18 protein-coding genes are annotated in these 13,458 nt (G+C 50.8%); 3 read left to right on the forward strand and 15 right to left on the reverse strand.

The window, feature by feature from the left end:
• The first annotated feature begins 61 nt into the window (after window positions 1-61).
• From sbmC to AACS80_RS13625, 3 genes are all read left to right on the forward strand, one after another.
• Window positions 62-535, forward strand: coding sequence for a DNA gyrase inhibitor SbmC (gene sbmC, locus AACS80_RS13615; protein ID WP_130216383.1), 474 nt, complete (start codon window positions 62-64; stop codon window positions 533-535).
• 181 nt (window positions 536-716) lie between these two features.
• Window positions 717-1,775 carry an FUSC family protein gene (locus tag AACS80_RS13620; RefSeq protein ID WP_135410125.1) on the forward strand — a complete coding sequence of 353 codons (1,059 nt, stop codon included), beginning with the start codon at window positions 717-719 and terminating at the stop codon, window positions 1,773-1,775.
• A gap of 171 nt (window positions 1,776-1,946) precedes the next feature.
• Window positions 1,947-2,276 (forward strand): DUF496 family protein, encoded by a 330-nt coding sequence (locus AACS80_RS13625; protein WP_000450409.1) that lies wholly within the window; start codon window positions 1,947-1,949, stop codon window positions 2,274-2,276.
• A 109-nt stretch (window positions 2,277-2,385) separates the two neighbouring features.
• Here AACS80_RS13625 and AACS80_RS13630 read toward each other — a convergent pair whose 3' ends face one another.
• From AACS80_RS13630 to pduE, 15 genes are read right to left on the reverse strand one after another with little or no spacing between them, the layout of a single operon-like run.
• Window positions 2,386-2,829 (reverse strand): EutP/PduV family microcompartment system protein, encoded by a 444-nt coding sequence (locus AACS80_RS13630; protein WP_130259979.1) that lies wholly within the window; start codon window positions 2,827-2,829, stop codon window positions 2,386-2,388.
• A 4-nt stretch (window positions 2,830-2,833) separates the two neighbouring features.
• Window positions 2,834-3,184, reverse strand: coding sequence for a propanediol utilization microcompartment protein PduU (gene pduU / locus AACS80_RS13635; RefSeq protein ID WP_130259978.1), 351 nt, complete (start codon window positions 3,182-3,184; stop codon window positions 2,834-2,836).
• Window positions 3,184-3,738 carry a propanediol utilization microcompartment protein PduT gene (pduT, locus tag AACS80_RS13640; RefSeq protein WP_135410124.1) on the reverse strand — a complete coding sequence of 185 codons (555 nt, stop codon included), beginning with the start codon at window positions 3,736-3,738 and terminating at the stop codon, window positions 3,184-3,186. The genes pduU and pduT overlap by 1 nt, the downstream gene beginning before the upstream one ends.
• 2 nt (window positions 3,739-3,740) lie before the next feature.
• Window positions 3,741-5,084: a 4Fe-4S dicluster domain-containing protein gene (locus tag AACS80_RS13645; protein ID WP_138183832.1), complete on the reverse strand. Its 1,344-nt coding sequence runs from the start codon at window positions 5,082-5,084 to the stop codon at window positions 3,741-3,743.
• Window positions 5,081-6,193 carry a 1-propanol dehydrogenase PduQ gene (locus tag AACS80_RS13650; RefSeq protein WP_138183833.1) on the reverse strand — a complete coding sequence of 371 codons (1,113 nt, stop codon included), beginning with the start codon at window positions 6,191-6,193 and terminating at the stop codon, window positions 5,081-5,083. The genes AACS80_RS13645 and AACS80_RS13650 overlap by 4 nt, the downstream gene beginning before the upstream one ends.
• 10 nt (window positions 6,194-6,203) lie before the next feature.
• Window positions 6,204-7,589 (reverse strand): CoA-acylating propionaldehyde dehydrogenase PduP, encoded by a 1,386-nt coding sequence (pduP, locus tag AACS80_RS13655; RefSeq protein ID WP_135410123.1) that lies wholly within the window; start codon window positions 7,587-7,589, stop codon window positions 6,204-6,206.
• On the reverse strand, window positions 7,586-8,593 hold the full coding sequence (gene pduO / locus AACS80_RS13660; RefSeq protein WP_135410122.1) for a two-domain cob(I)yrinic acid a,c-diamide adenosyltransferase PduO: 1,008 nt from the start codon (window positions 8,591-8,593) through the stop codon (window positions 7,586-7,588). The genes pduP and pduO overlap by 4 nt, the downstream gene beginning before the upstream one ends.
• An 11-nt stretch (window positions 8,594-8,604) precedes the next feature.
• Window positions 8,605-8,880 carry a EutN/CcmL family microcompartment protein gene (locus tag AACS80_RS13665; RefSeq protein WP_130208669.1) on the reverse strand — a complete coding sequence of 92 codons (276 nt, stop codon included), beginning with the start codon at window positions 8,878-8,880 and terminating at the stop codon, window positions 8,605-8,607.
• Window positions 8,881-8,883: 3 nt separating this feature from the next.
• Window positions 8,884-9,375 carry a microcompartment protein PduM gene (gene pduM / locus AACS80_RS13670; protein WP_135410121.1) on the reverse strand — a complete coding sequence of 164 codons (492 nt, stop codon included), beginning with the start codon at window positions 9,373-9,375 and terminating at the stop codon, window positions 8,884-8,886.
• On the reverse strand, window positions 9,372-10,004 hold the full coding sequence (locus tag AACS80_RS13675; protein ID WP_135410120.1) for a phosphate propanoyltransferase: 633 nt from the start codon (window positions 10,002-10,004) through the stop codon (window positions 9,372-9,374). The genes pduM and AACS80_RS13675 overlap by 4 nt, the downstream gene beginning before the upstream one ends.
• 2 nt (window positions 10,005-10,006) lie before the next feature.
• Entirely contained in the window at window positions 10,007-10,456 is a 450-nt protein-coding gene (locus tag AACS80_RS13680) for a BMC domain-containing protein (RefSeq protein WP_135410119.1), read from the reverse strand.
• Window positions 10,453-10,728, reverse strand: a complete 276-nt coding sequence (pduJ, locus tag AACS80_RS13685) for a propanediol utilization microcompartment protein PduJ (protein WP_001057752.1) — start codon at window positions 10,726-10,728, stop codon at window positions 10,453-10,455. The genes AACS80_RS13680 and pduJ overlap by 4 nt, the downstream gene beginning before the upstream one ends.
• 19 nt (window positions 10,729-10,747) lie before the next feature.
• On the reverse strand, window positions 10,748-11,098 hold the full coding sequence (locus tag AACS80_RS13690) for a glycerol dehydratase reactivase beta/small subunit family protein (protein ID WP_135410118.1): 351 nt from the start codon (window positions 11,096-11,098) through the stop codon (window positions 10,748-10,750).
• Entirely contained in the window at window positions 11,088-12,920 is a 1,833-nt protein-coding gene (locus tag AACS80_RS13695) for a diol dehydratase reactivase subunit alpha (protein WP_138183834.1), read from the reverse strand. Before AACS80_RS13695 ends, AACS80_RS13690 begins: the two co-directional genes overlap by 11 nt.
• Window positions 12,921-12,929: 9 nt before the next feature.
• Window positions 12,930-13,448, reverse strand: a complete 519-nt coding sequence (pduE, locus tag AACS80_RS13700; RefSeq protein WP_131161073.1) for a propanediol dehydratase small subunit PduE — start codon at window positions 13,446-13,448, stop codon at window positions 12,930-12,932.
• Between the last annotated feature and the right edge of the window lie 10 nt (window positions 13,449-13,458).

Below are 13,458 nucleotides of genomic sequence, written 5' to 3' on the forward strand. Positions count from 1 at the left end.
TCCTTGTGGTATTTACATTGCAAAATACACTGTACAAAAAAACAGTGCATGTGGAGGCGTCATGAACTACGAGATTAAGCAGGAAGATAAACGTACCGTTGCAGGTTTCCATCTCGTTGGTCCGTGGGAACAAACGGTGAAGAAAGGTTTTGAGCAGTTGATGATGTGGGTAGACAACAAAAAAGTTGTGCCTAAGGAATGGATCGCCGTCTATTACGATAACCCAGATGAAACACCTGCCGAAAAGTTACGTTGTGACACGGTGGTTTCCCTGGAGAACAATTTCACTCTACCGGAAAACAGTGAAGGCGTGATCCTGACGGAAATCTCCGGTGGGCAATATGCGGTTGCCGTTGCCCGCGTAGAAGGCGATGATTTTTCTACGCCATGGTATCAGTTTTTTAATACTCTCTTGCAAGACAGTGCTTATCAGATGTCACCTAAGCCCTGTTTCGAAGTTTATCTTAATAACGGAGCGGAAGACGGCTATTGGGATATTGAAATGTATGTCGCAGTGCAGCCGAAAATGGGTTAATGCTGGTGCAACAACAGGGTGTTAACCTGATTGCTTCGCTGTTTTTCGTCATGTAAAAGGGTAAAATTGACCTTCAGACTTCTGATAATCCCTTCGGGAATGTTCCTGATTACTGGTTGAAAGTCGGCTGGACAGCTGGTTTAGTGTCTGGCCGTTTATCCTTATTTTACGGAGTTGCAGCGTGCGAGCTGATAAGTGCCTTAGTCCGTTTGAAATTCGTGTGTACCGTCATTACCGAATCGTGCATGGTACTCGCGTCGCGCTGGCATTCCTGCTGACTTTTCTCATCATTCGCCTGTTTACCATCCCGGAAAGCACCTGGCCGCTGGTCACCATGGTGGTGATCATGGGGCCTATCTCGTTTTGGGGTAACGTCGTCCCTCGCGCCTTTGAACGTATTGGCGGTACGGTGTTGGGGGCGATTTTAGGTCTTATCGCTCTGCAACTGGAGTTAATCTCTTTACCGTTGATGTTAATCTGGTGTGCAGCAGCCATGTTCCTTTGCGGCTGGTTGGCGCTGGGCAAGAAACCTTATCAAGGCTTATTGATTGGTGTGACGCTGGCGATTGTTGTTGGTTCCCCGACAGGTGAAATTGATACGGCATTATGGCGAAGCGGCGATGTGATCCTCGGCTCTTTACTGGCAATGTTGTTTACCGGTATCTGGCCACAACGGGCGTTCATCCACTGGCGCATTCAACTGGCGAAAAGTCTGACCGAATATAATCGGGTCTATCAATCAGCATTCTCACCAAACTTACTCGAACGCCCACGTCTGGAAAGCCATCTGCAAAAACTCCTGACCGATGCCGTGAAAATGCGTGGGCTGATTGCACCCGCCAGCAAAGAAACCCGTATTCCAAAATCGATATATGAAGGTATCCAGACGATTAACCGTAATCTGGTTTGTATGCTGGAGCTGCAAATCAATGCTTACTGGGCCACGAGGCCCAGTCATTTTGTGCTACTGAATGCGCAAAAACTGCGCGACACACAGCAAATGATGCAGCAAATAGTGCTGACTCTTGTTCATGCCCTGTACGAAGGTAATCCACAGCCGGTTTTTGCTAATACAGAAAAACTGAACGATGCTGTGGAAGAGTTGCGCCAGTTGCTCGCTAATCATCATGATCTGAAAGTCGTTGAGACGCCGATTTATGGCTATGTATGGCTAAACATGGAAACGGCGCATCAACTGGAGTTGCTGTCAAATCTGATTTGTCGGGCTTTGCGCAAATAAATTCCGACCTTCAGAATCAAATTGCTGCTGCTTCGATTCAGCAAGGATAAAGGGTATGATAGTGAATAGGGATAAAAGCATTGTCATCTGCGGCAGCTATGAGTAATGTTGGCCCTAACGAATAGCGGTTGCTTAAACGAATCCGACTCTCACATTATCAGGGGTATAAAAATGGAAACTACCAAGCCTTCATTCCAGGACGTACTGGAATTTGTTCGCCTGTTCCGTCGTAAGAACAAACTGCAACGTGAAATCCAGGACGTTGAGAAAAAGATCCGTGACAACCAGAAACGTGTCCTGCTGCTCGACAACCTGAGCGACTACATCAAACCTGGTATGAGCGTTGAAGCAATTCAGGGCATCATCGCCAGCATGAAAGGCGACTATGAAGATCGTGTTGATGATTACATCATCAAAAATGCTGAGCTCTCCAAAGAACGCCGCGATATCTCCAAAAAGCTGAAAGCTATGGGCGAAATGAAAAACGGCGAAGCGAAGTAATTTCTGCTTTATTCAATGAGGATTGCCGGGCAATCCTCATTGTTCATTGATTCTTTTCTCACTGTTGTAAGTCATCATACCCATCTCATAACATATTGAAATTTCTGGCTTAACGACAGCCTTCTTCTGTATGCAATAAGGCAAGAAGTTCTGCAATCCCGATGTTATTTACCGCACTGGTCACTAACACCTTTCGTGCTCCAGCTTCCCGTAGCCAGCATTTCACCAAAGATATCTGTTCCTCACTGGCTAAATCCACTTTGGTGACTACCCCAATGACCGGGCGATTCATTGACGTGGTAAAGCCTGGCGAAAAAGGGGACCACGGCGCGTCTGCATTAAGCACCAGCGCGATAATGTCCGCTTCGCAGGCACTGACCAGCAGTGCGCTGTAAAGGTTACGGTTTTCGAGGTATTCTCCGGGCGTGTCAATAGTTGCCGGGGACCAGACGATGGCCTGCGTTTTCTGATACTGAATATTCTCTCCGCGCAGACACTGTGTGAGTGATGTTTTTCCGCACTGGCTGGGGCCAATGAGCATCATGCGTCGCATAGTGTCAGGTCCGCGTAATGGGGCAGGCGGTAAAGTGCATCATTTCGCCCAGTGTGCGGGTAACCTGGCTAAGTGCATATTCGATAGCAGAAACATCGCCAGTCAGCACTACGGCACCGGTAAAACGATCAAGAAAACCAATCTCTACAGCGCCTGATTTTGTAGCGATATCACATGCGATGATAGATGCTTCGCTGGGGGTAATCGTCAGAATGCCAATAGCGGAAACGGTGTCCGGTAAGCCTAATTTTTTAAACAGATCCTTTCCAGGATTGGCAATAACATGTGCCAACGTGACCTGTTTACCGGGGACATATTCCTGAATCATTCGTTCAGTCGTGTGCTGAGTTGACATTATCCCTCCACCATCTGACGCCACATGGCTTCATGCGGACGGGCAATTACCGAGCGATAGACCAACAAACCTTTTTCCCCCGCTCGCTCGCTGGCGACAGATACCGCGTTATTAACATCAGAAATATCGCCTGCCACTACCATGTAGCATTTACCGCCAATACCAAAGGCCATATGTACCCGTACGAGCGTGACGTTTGCCGCTTTCACTGCACAATCGGCAGCGTCAATGCAGGCCGCTACACTCCAGGTTTCGACTACACCGACAGCCCGTCGCTGGTTAACATGGTTCAGACCGCTGATTGCGGGCAGGATAGTGGGATGAATATTAGGAAGGACCAGACTGTCGACCAGCATTTCACCTGCAAGGGAAGCGCCGCTGCTGATGGCCTGCTGTACTGCACCGACATCGCCTCCGAGCATCAGCAGAAATTTACCGGGGCAAAGCGTTTTGCTGACCAGTAATTCAACGCTGGCGCTTTTCAGCATGGCATCGCCGGTTTCCATCCCTTTCGCGATACTACTAAGTTCTAAAATACCTACCGCTTTCGACATGGTTAACCTCTCACTATCGTAATCGCGTTTTCTGTCACATCACTGACCATGCCATCAATACTGGCATGAACAGGGGCGCCTAATGTGCCGTGTGGAATTTGACCTACGTACTGCCCACGAACGACGCGATCGCCGTTTTGTACACACGGAATTGCGCTGGCACCGATGTGCTGGCGTAACAATAGCGTCACTTTTTCGGGTTGTGGTACGTGTTCAGACAATGGCGCGTCCTGATACCACGTGGCTAATCCCAATCTTGCCACCAGCCGTTTTACTGGAATCAGCCGATAATTTGCCATGGCATCCTCAGGATTTAAGGCACCTTCGTAGCGGAGATTTTTGGCGCGTAATTCCTGCTTAAGCAGGCGGTTTATGCGCATGGGTGAAATACCTACCGGGCAGGCAACGCTGGCGCAGACGTTGCACTCCGAACAGGTGAGCGCTGTCAGTAACAGTTGTGGCGTAGCGAGCTGTTGGTAGTTAACTGCACGTACTAACAAATGTGGTGATAGTTCGTGACCAATTAAATGGCGTGGGCAGAGATCGGTACATAAGCGGCATTGCTCACAAACGGTTTTTGCGACGGTAAGTACGCAGCGGTCATCCTGCATTCGATGCTGGATCAGTGAATGAGAGTTGGGTAAAACCAGCAAGCCGCCAGTGGTTTTGCTGACTGGCGTATCGAGCGATGTGATCAAACTCCCCATCATCGGACCGCCATTGATAAAACCAGGATTATCTACCGTTGCGCCTCCCGCCAGCGCCAGTACCTCGCGTAAAGAGATCCCGATGGGAACTGTCACCGTTACGGGTTTAGCAACTGCACCATTAACGGTTAGCGTGCGGCGCGTTACCGGATACTGCTGCTCAACAGCTCTGGCAATATTCAGCACAGTCTGGACGTTATTGACGACTACGCCGACGCTAACGGGCAACGCGGCTGGTGGAACGCGGCGACCTGTTGCCATCCAGATGGTCAGCACTTCGTCTCCTGCGGGGTAAACGTCGGGCAAAATATGCAGGCGGATATCAGGCGGTAGTAATGGTGTGAGGGCGTTTATTGCCAGTTGATACTTTTCTTTCAGCGCGATGATTCCGCTACTGGCCCCGGTGGCTTTCATTGCATAGTGAACACCGCGAAGCAGGCGGCTGGCTTGCTGTGCCATTAACTGCTGGTCCACTTTCAACATGGGTTCGCATTCCGCCGCATTCACCAGGAACGTATCAACACGTGCTTGTAGCTTGATATGTGTCGGAAAGCCAGCCCCACCAGCACCCACGACGCCTGCTGCTTGCACTCGCTCGCGGATCGTCTGACCGTCGCAGGACGTAAACTCGACGTTCATAACAACTCCTCAAGCAATTCTGCAATAGCATTGGCATCAGCCACACGTGGGTTGGTACGCAATGTAGCATCCGCCAGCGCCGCCTGAACCATATCGGGAATACGTGATGACCATTCTGCTTTTTTTTCTTTCAGCGCATTGGCGAGAGTCGGTATTGAACACGCTTTTTTGAGCTGTTCAATATGTTGAATGAGTGCATTCAGGCTTGCGGTGTCATTGGCATTGTCCGGGCATAAATGACACGTTTTAGCCAGCCGGGCGTAGCGTTTGGCGGCGCGAGGATCGCCAGCATTAAAACGAATAACTGACGTCAGCAGGAGCGCATTCGCCAGACCGTGGGGCAAATGAAACTGCCCACCGAGTTGATGGGCAATCGCATGATTTAACCCAAGCCCCGCCTGACTAAAGGCAATTCCTGCAAGCGTCGAGGCATTATGCATTTTACCGCGGGTGGCAAGGCAATCGCCTTTCTTCACTGCAGTGGGCAGGTATTGAAAAACAATTTGCACGGTTTTTTCGACCAGTGCATCCGTGAAGTCGCTGGCGCGGGGAGAAACATAGGCTTCAAGCGCATGGGTTAAAACATCCATTCCGGTATTGGCTGTTATCGCCGGTGGCACGCTCACGACCAGAGATGGATCAAGGATCGCGATATCCGGATAAAGTGCGTTATCGAAAAGGGGATATTTAATTCCTTTCTCAGGATCGCTGATGACACAGGCGCTGGTCACTTCTGAACCAGTGCCGCTGGTGGTGGGGATGGCTACGCAGGTTTCAATTTCGATAGCACACTGGCGACTAAACCAGACAATTGCTTTTGCGGCGTCCAGTGCAGAGCCGCCACCAAAACCGATAACCACATCCGGGCGCAAAGTTTGCATCTGAGAGATGCCTTTTACCACTGTCTGGATAGATGGATCGGGCGTTATTTCGCTAAAAATACTGAGGCGATTGCTGTCGGGCAGCGCCTGGCGCAAGGTATCAATCAATGGCGATCGCGCCAGAAAGGCGTCGCAAATAATCCAGATGTGCTTATTCGTGAAACGGCTAAGCACTTTGAGACTCCCCGGTCCGCTGTATAAACGCGTTTGTAGTGAAAAAGTATTCATTTCCGTTTCTCTAGCGAATGGAAAAGCCGCTGGTTAACACACAGCGTCGTGAGCGGGCAAAAGTCCGGGCTGACGTTGTCCCTTCTCCGGTCGGTGTAGCAATGGTGAAGGTCGTAAAACCTTCGCCACCGACGCCAATACCAGCCCAGGAGGGGCCATTTTTGACAAAGATAGAGGTTTGCATAGCGCGCGCGGCAAGGTTGAGCCGTGAGATGTTCTGCGAGTGCATAATTGCGGTGTGATGCAAACTGTCTTCTACATTCAGCGCCAGTGTGAGGGCGCTATCAAAATCGTTGACCTTCACAATGGGTAGCATTGGCATGAGTTGTTCGCTGGTAACCCAGCTATCATCGGCGTCAACAACGGCAATCAGTAAGCGCGGCGCTTTTACTGGCAAAGGGAGGCCAGCGGCCTCCAGCAAGGTTGATGAACTTTTGCCGACCAGTTTTTTGTTGGCGACGCCGTCTGGCAGGCAAACAGCACGCAATTTTTCAGTTTGTTCATGGCTAAGAAGAAGGGCGCCAAAACTTTGCATCTGTTGAATCAAATAATCAGCCACTGACGCCACGACAATCAGACTTTTTTCAGCGATACATGGCAGGTTGTAATCAAACGAGGCTCCGTTGATGATGTCTTCGGCAGCTTTCACAATATCTGCCGTTTCATCGACGATGCAGGGGGGATTACCCGCACCGGCACCAATCACTTTTTTGCCACTTTTCATTCCCATAGCGACGATGCCCGGACCGCCGGTAATCGCCAGAACGCTGATTTTAGGGTGCACCATCATCTGTTCGGTTGTGGCAAAGGTCGGTTCAGATACAGTAACGATCAGGTTATGAATGCCACTACAGCGAAACGCGATGTCTTCGATTATGGCGATCAATTTCAGCGAGACGTTTTGGGCTCCCGGGTGTGGACTGAAGTAGACGCTATTACCAGCTGCCAGCATGCTGATGCTGTTGTTAATGATGGTTTCCGTGGGATTGGTACTTGGCGTGACCGAGCCAATAACTCCAAACGGGGAGTATTCAAACAAAACCATGCCACCATCACCGGTCAGTGCGGTGGTGGTTAAATCTTCAATTCCAGGTGTGTTATCGAGTGCCGCTTTGTTTTTTAAGTACTTATCTTCTTTATTTCCCATTCCCGTTTCGTTAGCGCTCTCTTCCGCCAGTTCTGTAAGACGGGGCGTTAATTCTTCGCGAATAGCGCTGATAATGGCGCTGCGGGTTTTAAGCGGACACTGTTGAAAACGCAAAAAGGCCTGGTGTGCAGCGCTGATAGCTTCATCGACAGTCTGGAAAATACCGTTTCTTTGCGTTTGTGATGTCGTGGGTGCTAGCTGCTCGCGCAGAATATTGCGGATCAGTGTTTCTAATTCAGAGTTATTCATTGGTTTTCTCCCACGTTAATTGCCGTCATTGCGCTTTGGGCAATATCCATGTCTTGTTCAACGCTACCACCACTAATCCCAAGCCCTCCAAGCAATATTCCGTCACGCCAGAGGGGGAAGCCGCCACCAAAAGTGACGACTTTGCCTTGCATATGGCTTTCGAGTCCGTAAAGCGGCGCACCCGGTTGCACGGTATCCGTAAGCTTGTGTGTTGCCGTTTTCATCGCCACGGCGGTCCAGGCTTTTTTCGGTGCCAGTTCACTGCTGACCAGAAGTGCATCAGGCATCCGCCAGGTAACACTTTCTGTCCCGTTGGCATCAACAATGCTGATGACAACGGGAATATGCAGTTCATCCGCGCGCATTGCCGCGCTACGAATGAGCTGATGAAGATCCTGAAAAGTGAGCGACATCGTGCGTTCCTTCAATGCTGAAGTGTGGTTGGCTGCGTGATAACGTTTTGTGATTTCCTGAATCATCAGGTTCTGATGAGCAACGTTGTCTTCCACGCGGGCGAGGGCATACAGGCAATCGGAAAGCCGGTTAATATAGTGCAGCAAAACATGGCGGACGGAGGCTTCCGTTGTCAGTTCAACCAGACGCCTTTCAGCTCTCCGGGCCACGGTGCGGGCGAAATGCATGCGGCTCGCGGCTTCACAACGTCCTGGCAGAATGAAACAGTGAACTGGAGGAACAGCGCTCATTGCGCTATCGATCGCTTTTTCAAGTGCGGCAATTTCTTCCGTACTGATGTAACGCTGCTGCGCTGATGGCTGCTCGCTTTCACTGGCGAGTTCGGCGCTAAACCAAAATATCTGTTGCTGAATGGCTTCCAGTAATATGCGATGGCTTTCGATGGCGGTGGCGCAATAACACAGACTGAGTGTCGCGTTCAGTTCATCCAGTGTGCCGTAGGCTTCGACGCGTAGATGAGTTTTACTCACGCGTTGTCCGGTAAATAGAGACGTACTTCCTGAATCACCTGTGCGGGTATAAATCGCCATCTTTCAACTCCTTAGCGAGAAATCGTATCTACAATGCCGACCACTGCCAGGTCGATGGCTTCGTTGGGGCCGCTAAAAACATGTCTGGCACTGGAGCCGCTGCTGAGGAGTACCAACTCACCGACGCCTGCACCGACTGAATCAACGGCAACTTCGTCACCGGTTAATGGCGTGAGAGGCAGTTCGCCGTCAGCACTGACCCGGCGAACCAGCAGCAGTTTTTTCCCGACCAGGGATGGTGATTTTTGCGTGGATACCACCGCGCCTGTGACTCGAGCCAGATGCATGGGTTACTCCTGCCTGATTAACTGAATGTTTCGGGTCATTGCCGCTTCACGCGCAAGTGCGGTCACACAACATTTCCGTTGCAACACCACTATCCCTGCGCATAACTGCACTACGTCGGCATAACTTAAAAGTTGACCACGATGAAGGTAGATTGGTTGTCCTTGTTCGTCGCACCAGGTTAGCGGTAGATGAGCGAGAGACTTCAATTTGATGGCGTTCAGGAAATGACTCTGCAACGACAATTGAATGTGTATTCCCCAGGCTAACGCCTCGTGAATGTGGATTACCGCTCGATCTGACGTTTCGTTCTCCGCAAGTTGTCGCAGCAACGGTAAATCGACGAATCGAATTTGTAACGAAGCATACTGATGAACTATTTCGTTAACGCGGGCTTCTCGCAGTTGCGAAACCGTCAGCGCGAGTGTTTTCCCCGCACGTTGTTTCAGGCGAAAAATCACTTCTTCAACAATGTGTTGCATCAGTTTGTTATTCATGGTACCGACACCAGAGTGGCAAAAACGTCAGGATTATCAGCGCCTGCGGCGTTGGCCTCGTCGGTATCAATATGCATTTCAAGGCGCATATCTGGTGAGACGCGAACAGCAACGTTATCGAATATCAGTCGTCGTTCATCACCTTCAATGGCGACCGCCACTTTATCGCCATGTGTAACGCCATAAATCAGGGCATCTAGCGAAGACATATGAATGTGCCGTTGTGCGACAATAACGCCAGAAGCGATTTCCAGCTCTGCAAACGGGCTTACCAGACGAATCCCCGGTGTGCCGCTGAGATCGCCAGACATACGTAGCGGGGCGGTGATCCCTAATGTTCTGGCGTCAGTCCGGGAAATCTCCACCTGGCTTGAGTTACGTAGTGGCCCTAACAAGCGAACGTTGTGTAATTTGCCTTTTGGACCCACCAGCGTAACAACCTGTTCAGCAGCGAATTGACCAGGTTGCAGTAATGACTTTTTCTCGCTGATCGGTTGTTCAGGAAAAAGGCGCACATAATCCGCCGTTGAAAGATGAATATGGCGACTGGAGACGCCAAGAGGGATAGGGCGCTCGCGCATTTCATCCAGAACCTGGCTAACAGTCTCCTGCAAGGTTTGTTTATCCATTGCTACTCCCCTCGCTTATCAGAGTGCAGACAAAGTGAACGTGGCTCGCCTTTTTGCCGTTGACACGCGGGATCTAGACACAAATTACAGCTGATAATCTCTGGGGGGGCGACTGTTGCTGGCGTTTCGCTTACTGCCACCGTCACATTCATTGCTTCTGTTGGGCGGGGCAGTATTCCCTCACCCGGGCGGGCAATCACTTTGTGTGCGACGAGGCCATTTCGCTGTTCGGCGAAACTGGCACCCGTCGCGATCGCCGCATTAACCGAGGCGACGTCACCGGTGATTTTAATGAGCGTCCAGCCTGAGCCATTGGTCTTCTCAAGGCCAACCAGCGTGATGGACGCGGCTTTTGCCATAGCATCTGCGCAACTGATGGCGAGTGCCAGACCACTGACTTCAAGTAATCCCAGTGATTGCTTCACGCTGTGCTCCTTAGCGAATGGGGTTATGCAGATTTAGGTAAAATGGCCTCAACATCGCTGTGTGGCCGCGGGATGACATGGCAGGATTTCACTTCGCCAACGGCGCTTGCGGCGGCGCTTCCTGCATCAACGGCGGCTTTTACTGCGCCAACATCGCCACGGACCATCACCGTAATCAGACCCGAACCAATCTTTTCATAGCCAACCAGTTGCACGTTGGCGGATTTAACCATGGCATCTGCGGCTTCAATTGCGCCAACTAACCCTTTTGTTTCAACCAGTCCTAGTGCGTTGTTCATACAGCGTTTCTCCTGTGGATTATGAGTGGCATTCCCTGAAGGGAATGCCTTTTACCAGGCGGGCAGCGTTATTGCCGATGCTGCGCCGGGCATGGTTATCTTGTTGATACATCAGCGTAAATAGTGGCGCTGATGCCGGTAAGTTTTTGTAATGCACAATCAGCTTTTCCCGGTCGCAGGCTATGCCAACCAACAGGGGGGACTGACGAGCAGCCTGCCAGGCGCTATCGATGACTTCACCTGACGGGATATGTTGAATGCGAAAGGGGATACCTTCCTCTTCAATGCCAAGAAGCACAGCATTCCATGTACTGATACAGTCACCTATTTCCGTAACGACAATAGCGGGCGTATGTTCTTTACTTTCCATGAGCCAACTCCCTGTGCCAGGAAATCAGTAGCCCGGTAGCTACCGCATTGCGCGGGCCTTCACTACCACGGATATTCCCCCGTCCGGCGACCAATCGATAATGCGCCAATGCATCGGTGACTAACTGCGGTACTTCGAAATCCAGCGAAGAACCGCCCACCAGAACGACGAACGGAATATCGCGAATATTTCCGCCTGGACTTACCTGACGTAGCGCGCGCAGGGCATTGGTGACGAAGACGCGCTCTTTCGCACTGCGGCGAACAGCACGTACTTTTTCCAGTGTTAAATCGCCGGGAATAGGCACCAGTTCGTCAGGTTTCACCACACAAACGCGGGCAAATACATGAGGGGACAGCGGAGTAGGGAAGAACTGAACGCTGCCGTCTTCATGGCGTAAATGGAACAGGCTTTCTACTTTTGCCAACGGGTATTTTTTGATTTCTTCTGCCAGATAACGATCATTTAAGCCCAGTTCCCTGGCAATAATCATCGTCACCATGTCGCCCGCTCCCGCAAGGTGAGTGGCTATCATTTCCCCTTTCTGATTGATGATGGAGGCATCGGTAGAACCTGCGCCTAAGTCCAGAATTGCCAGAGGGCGTGTGGTTCCTGGGGTAGTCAAGGCTCCCTGAATTGCAGCTTCTGCTTCAGCGCCTCCGACCTGAACATCAACATGCAGTTTTTGCTTAATTTCACTGGCGATCATCGCCATTTGCAGTCGGTCGGATTTCACCATTGAAGCGATACCCACTGCCTGTTCCAGTGAAAATTCACCAGCCAGCCCACCGGTTACGCTGACGGGAACAGAGGTATCTATCGCCAGTAAATCCTGAATAAAAATTTCGTGGCTGGGTTTATTGGTCAGTTCCGCCATAGTCTGGCGAACATGTTCCAGCATACCGCCGATGTTGGTGCCCGGTTCTCCCGTTACGTTTTCCAGTTTTGAGCACTCGCCGACCGCTTTCATAATGGCATCGGCACCAGCAGCAACATCAACTCGTATTGTACGTCCGGCAGAAAGCAGCTCGATGTTTCCGGCGGGTATCGAACGGGCTTTAACGTCGCCAGAAGGTGTTTTCACCACTACTGCAGAACGGTTGCCTATGAGTGCTCGTGCAACAGGAACGATATTTTTAGTCTCTTCAGCATTGAGGGCGAAAACAGTGGCAATCCCATACGGATTAGACAGGGTTTCGATAACCTTCCCGGGAACGGCGACTTCAATCGCGGCCAGCATGCCGAGCGGAATACGATCGATGTAGAGGACTTCATCAACAATGGGTAAAGGGCTTTCCAGGCGGTTACTGACAAGCACGCCATCATCACGTTGCAGAATAACGCCAGTCAGTTGATATCCGGCACGCACGGAGGCGTTTATCATGGTCGCGATATCGGCAAAATCAAATGCCGATGACACGACCAGAATGTACGGTGTATCCGCCGGACGTGTTAACAACTCTTGTGGAGTGATGGTGAGCCCCACGCCCAGTCCTACTCCGCCTGGCGTTTTTGGGTTGTGACCAATCATGGTTGACTCGGTGATGATGGTTTCCGTAATGGTTTCCATCGCCACATCGCCAATGACAGGAGTTGCTTCGTTGATACGAATAAGCGAAATATCGCTGACATTGATGCCGACTTTTTTCGTTGCCTGTGCGAGCGCCTCCTGAATGCCATATACGTTACGCAACGTACCTTTAATTCCGGTGGTTTCCGCAAGGGCGCTGCTCACGAATGACAATTCTCCAGACGTACTGAGCGTCGCCAGAGCAACTTCTGTAGATGAATTGCCGATATCAATGCCTGCTATATATCGCATAGTTCGTCCTTAATCGTCGCCTTTCAGTTTTTTACGCTCGACATAAAGTTCTGCGGCTTCGCGGACAAATGCAGCGCAAATTTTGGCCTGATAACGACGTTCAAGATCGTCAGCAATGGCAATGAGTTCTTGCTTAGTTGAACGATAAGGGCGTAATGCATTATAGATTTCAAGGATGCGATCGTCCGGCACTGAGGTAAGCTCGGCGGCACGTTCAAAATTCATCGCCAGACGATCGCGACCCGCATCTCTGGCAATCGCGGCCTGAATACGCAATGTTTCAGGGGTTATGCGCATGTCCTGGGCGGTGACTTTATCGCTGAGTACATTCTCCAGAGTGAAATCGTCGAGCGTTTTATTGGTCGCCGTTTTAACCCATTCCGGATGTTTATTTGCCAGCGGATAATCCGTCACTTTGGCGTTCTGTATTGACGCGTTGGGTGTCGCAGAAACAGGAGCTGCATCCTGTAGACTGTTCATGCGGTTCAACACGTCCCTGACCATCGACTCAATTGCATCGGTATTCATGAAGGTTTCC

Origin of the sequence: Escherichia sp. E4385, assembly GCF_963883145.1 — a bacterium.
Classification (GTDB): domain Bacteria; phylum Pseudomonadota; class Gammaproteobacteria; order Enterobacterales; family Enterobacteriaceae; genus Escherichia.

Bases quoted from the DNA above. Each gene is read 5' to 3' on its own strand.
- sbmC (WP_130216383.1), top strand. From the start codon at position 62: ATGAACTACGAGATTAAGCAGGAAGATAAACGTACCGTTGCAGGTTTC.
- AACS80_RS13625 (WP_000450409.1), top strand. From the start codon at position 1,947: ATGGAAACTACCAAGCCTTCATTCCAGGACGTACTGGAATTTGTTCGC.
- AACS80_RS13630 (WP_130259979.1), bottom strand. From the start codon at position 2,829: ATGCGACGCATGATGCTCATTGGCCCCAGCCAGTGCGGAAAAACATCA.
- pduU (WP_130259978.1), bottom strand. From the start codon at position 3,184: ATGTCAACTCAGCACACGACTGAACGAATGATTCAGGAATATGTCCCC.
- pduT (WP_135410124.1), bottom strand. From the start codon at position 3,738: ATGTCGAAAGCGGTAGGTATTTTAGAACTTAGTAGTATCGCGAAAGGG.
- AACS80_RS13645 (WP_138183832.1), bottom strand. From the start codon at position 5,084: ATGAACGTCGAGTTTACGTCCTGCGACGGTCAGACGATCCGCGAGCGA.
- AACS80_RS13650 (WP_138183833.1), bottom strand. From the start codon at position 6,193: ATGAATACTTTTTCACTACAAACGCGTTTATACAGCGGACCGGGGAGT.
- pduP (WP_135410123.1), bottom strand. From the start codon at position 7,589: ATGAATAACTCTGAATTAGAAACACTGATCCGCAATATTCTGCGCGAG.
- pduO (WP_135410122.1), bottom strand. From the start codon at position 8,593: ATGGCGATTTATACCCGCACAGGTGATTCAGGAAGTACGTCTCTATTT.
- AACS80_RS13665 (WP_130208669.1), bottom strand. From the start codon at position 8,880: ATGCATCTGGCTCGAGTCACAGGCGCGGTGGTATCCACGCAAAAATCA.
- pduM (WP_135410121.1), bottom strand. From the start codon at position 9,375: ATGAATAACAAACTGATGCAACACATTGTTGAAGAAGTGATTTTTCGC.
- AACS80_RS13675 (WP_135410120.1), bottom strand. From the start codon at position 10,004: ATGGATAAACAAACCTTGCAGGAGACTGTTAGCCAGGTTCTGGATGAA.
- pduJ (WP_001057752.1), bottom strand. From the start codon at position 10,728: ATGAACAACGCACTAGGACTGGTTGAAACAAAAGGGTTAGTTGGCGCA.
- AACS80_RS13690 (WP_135410118.1), bottom strand. From the start codon at position 11,098: ATGGAAAGTAAAGAACATACGCCCGCTATTGTCGTTACGGAAATAGGT.
- AACS80_RS13695 (WP_138183834.1), bottom strand. From the start codon at position 12,920: ATGCGATATATAGCAGGCATTGATATCGGCAATTCATCTACAGAAGTT.
- pduE (WP_131161073.1), bottom strand. From the start codon at position 13,448: ATGAATACCGATGCAATTGAGTCGATGGTCAGGGACGTGTTGAACCGC.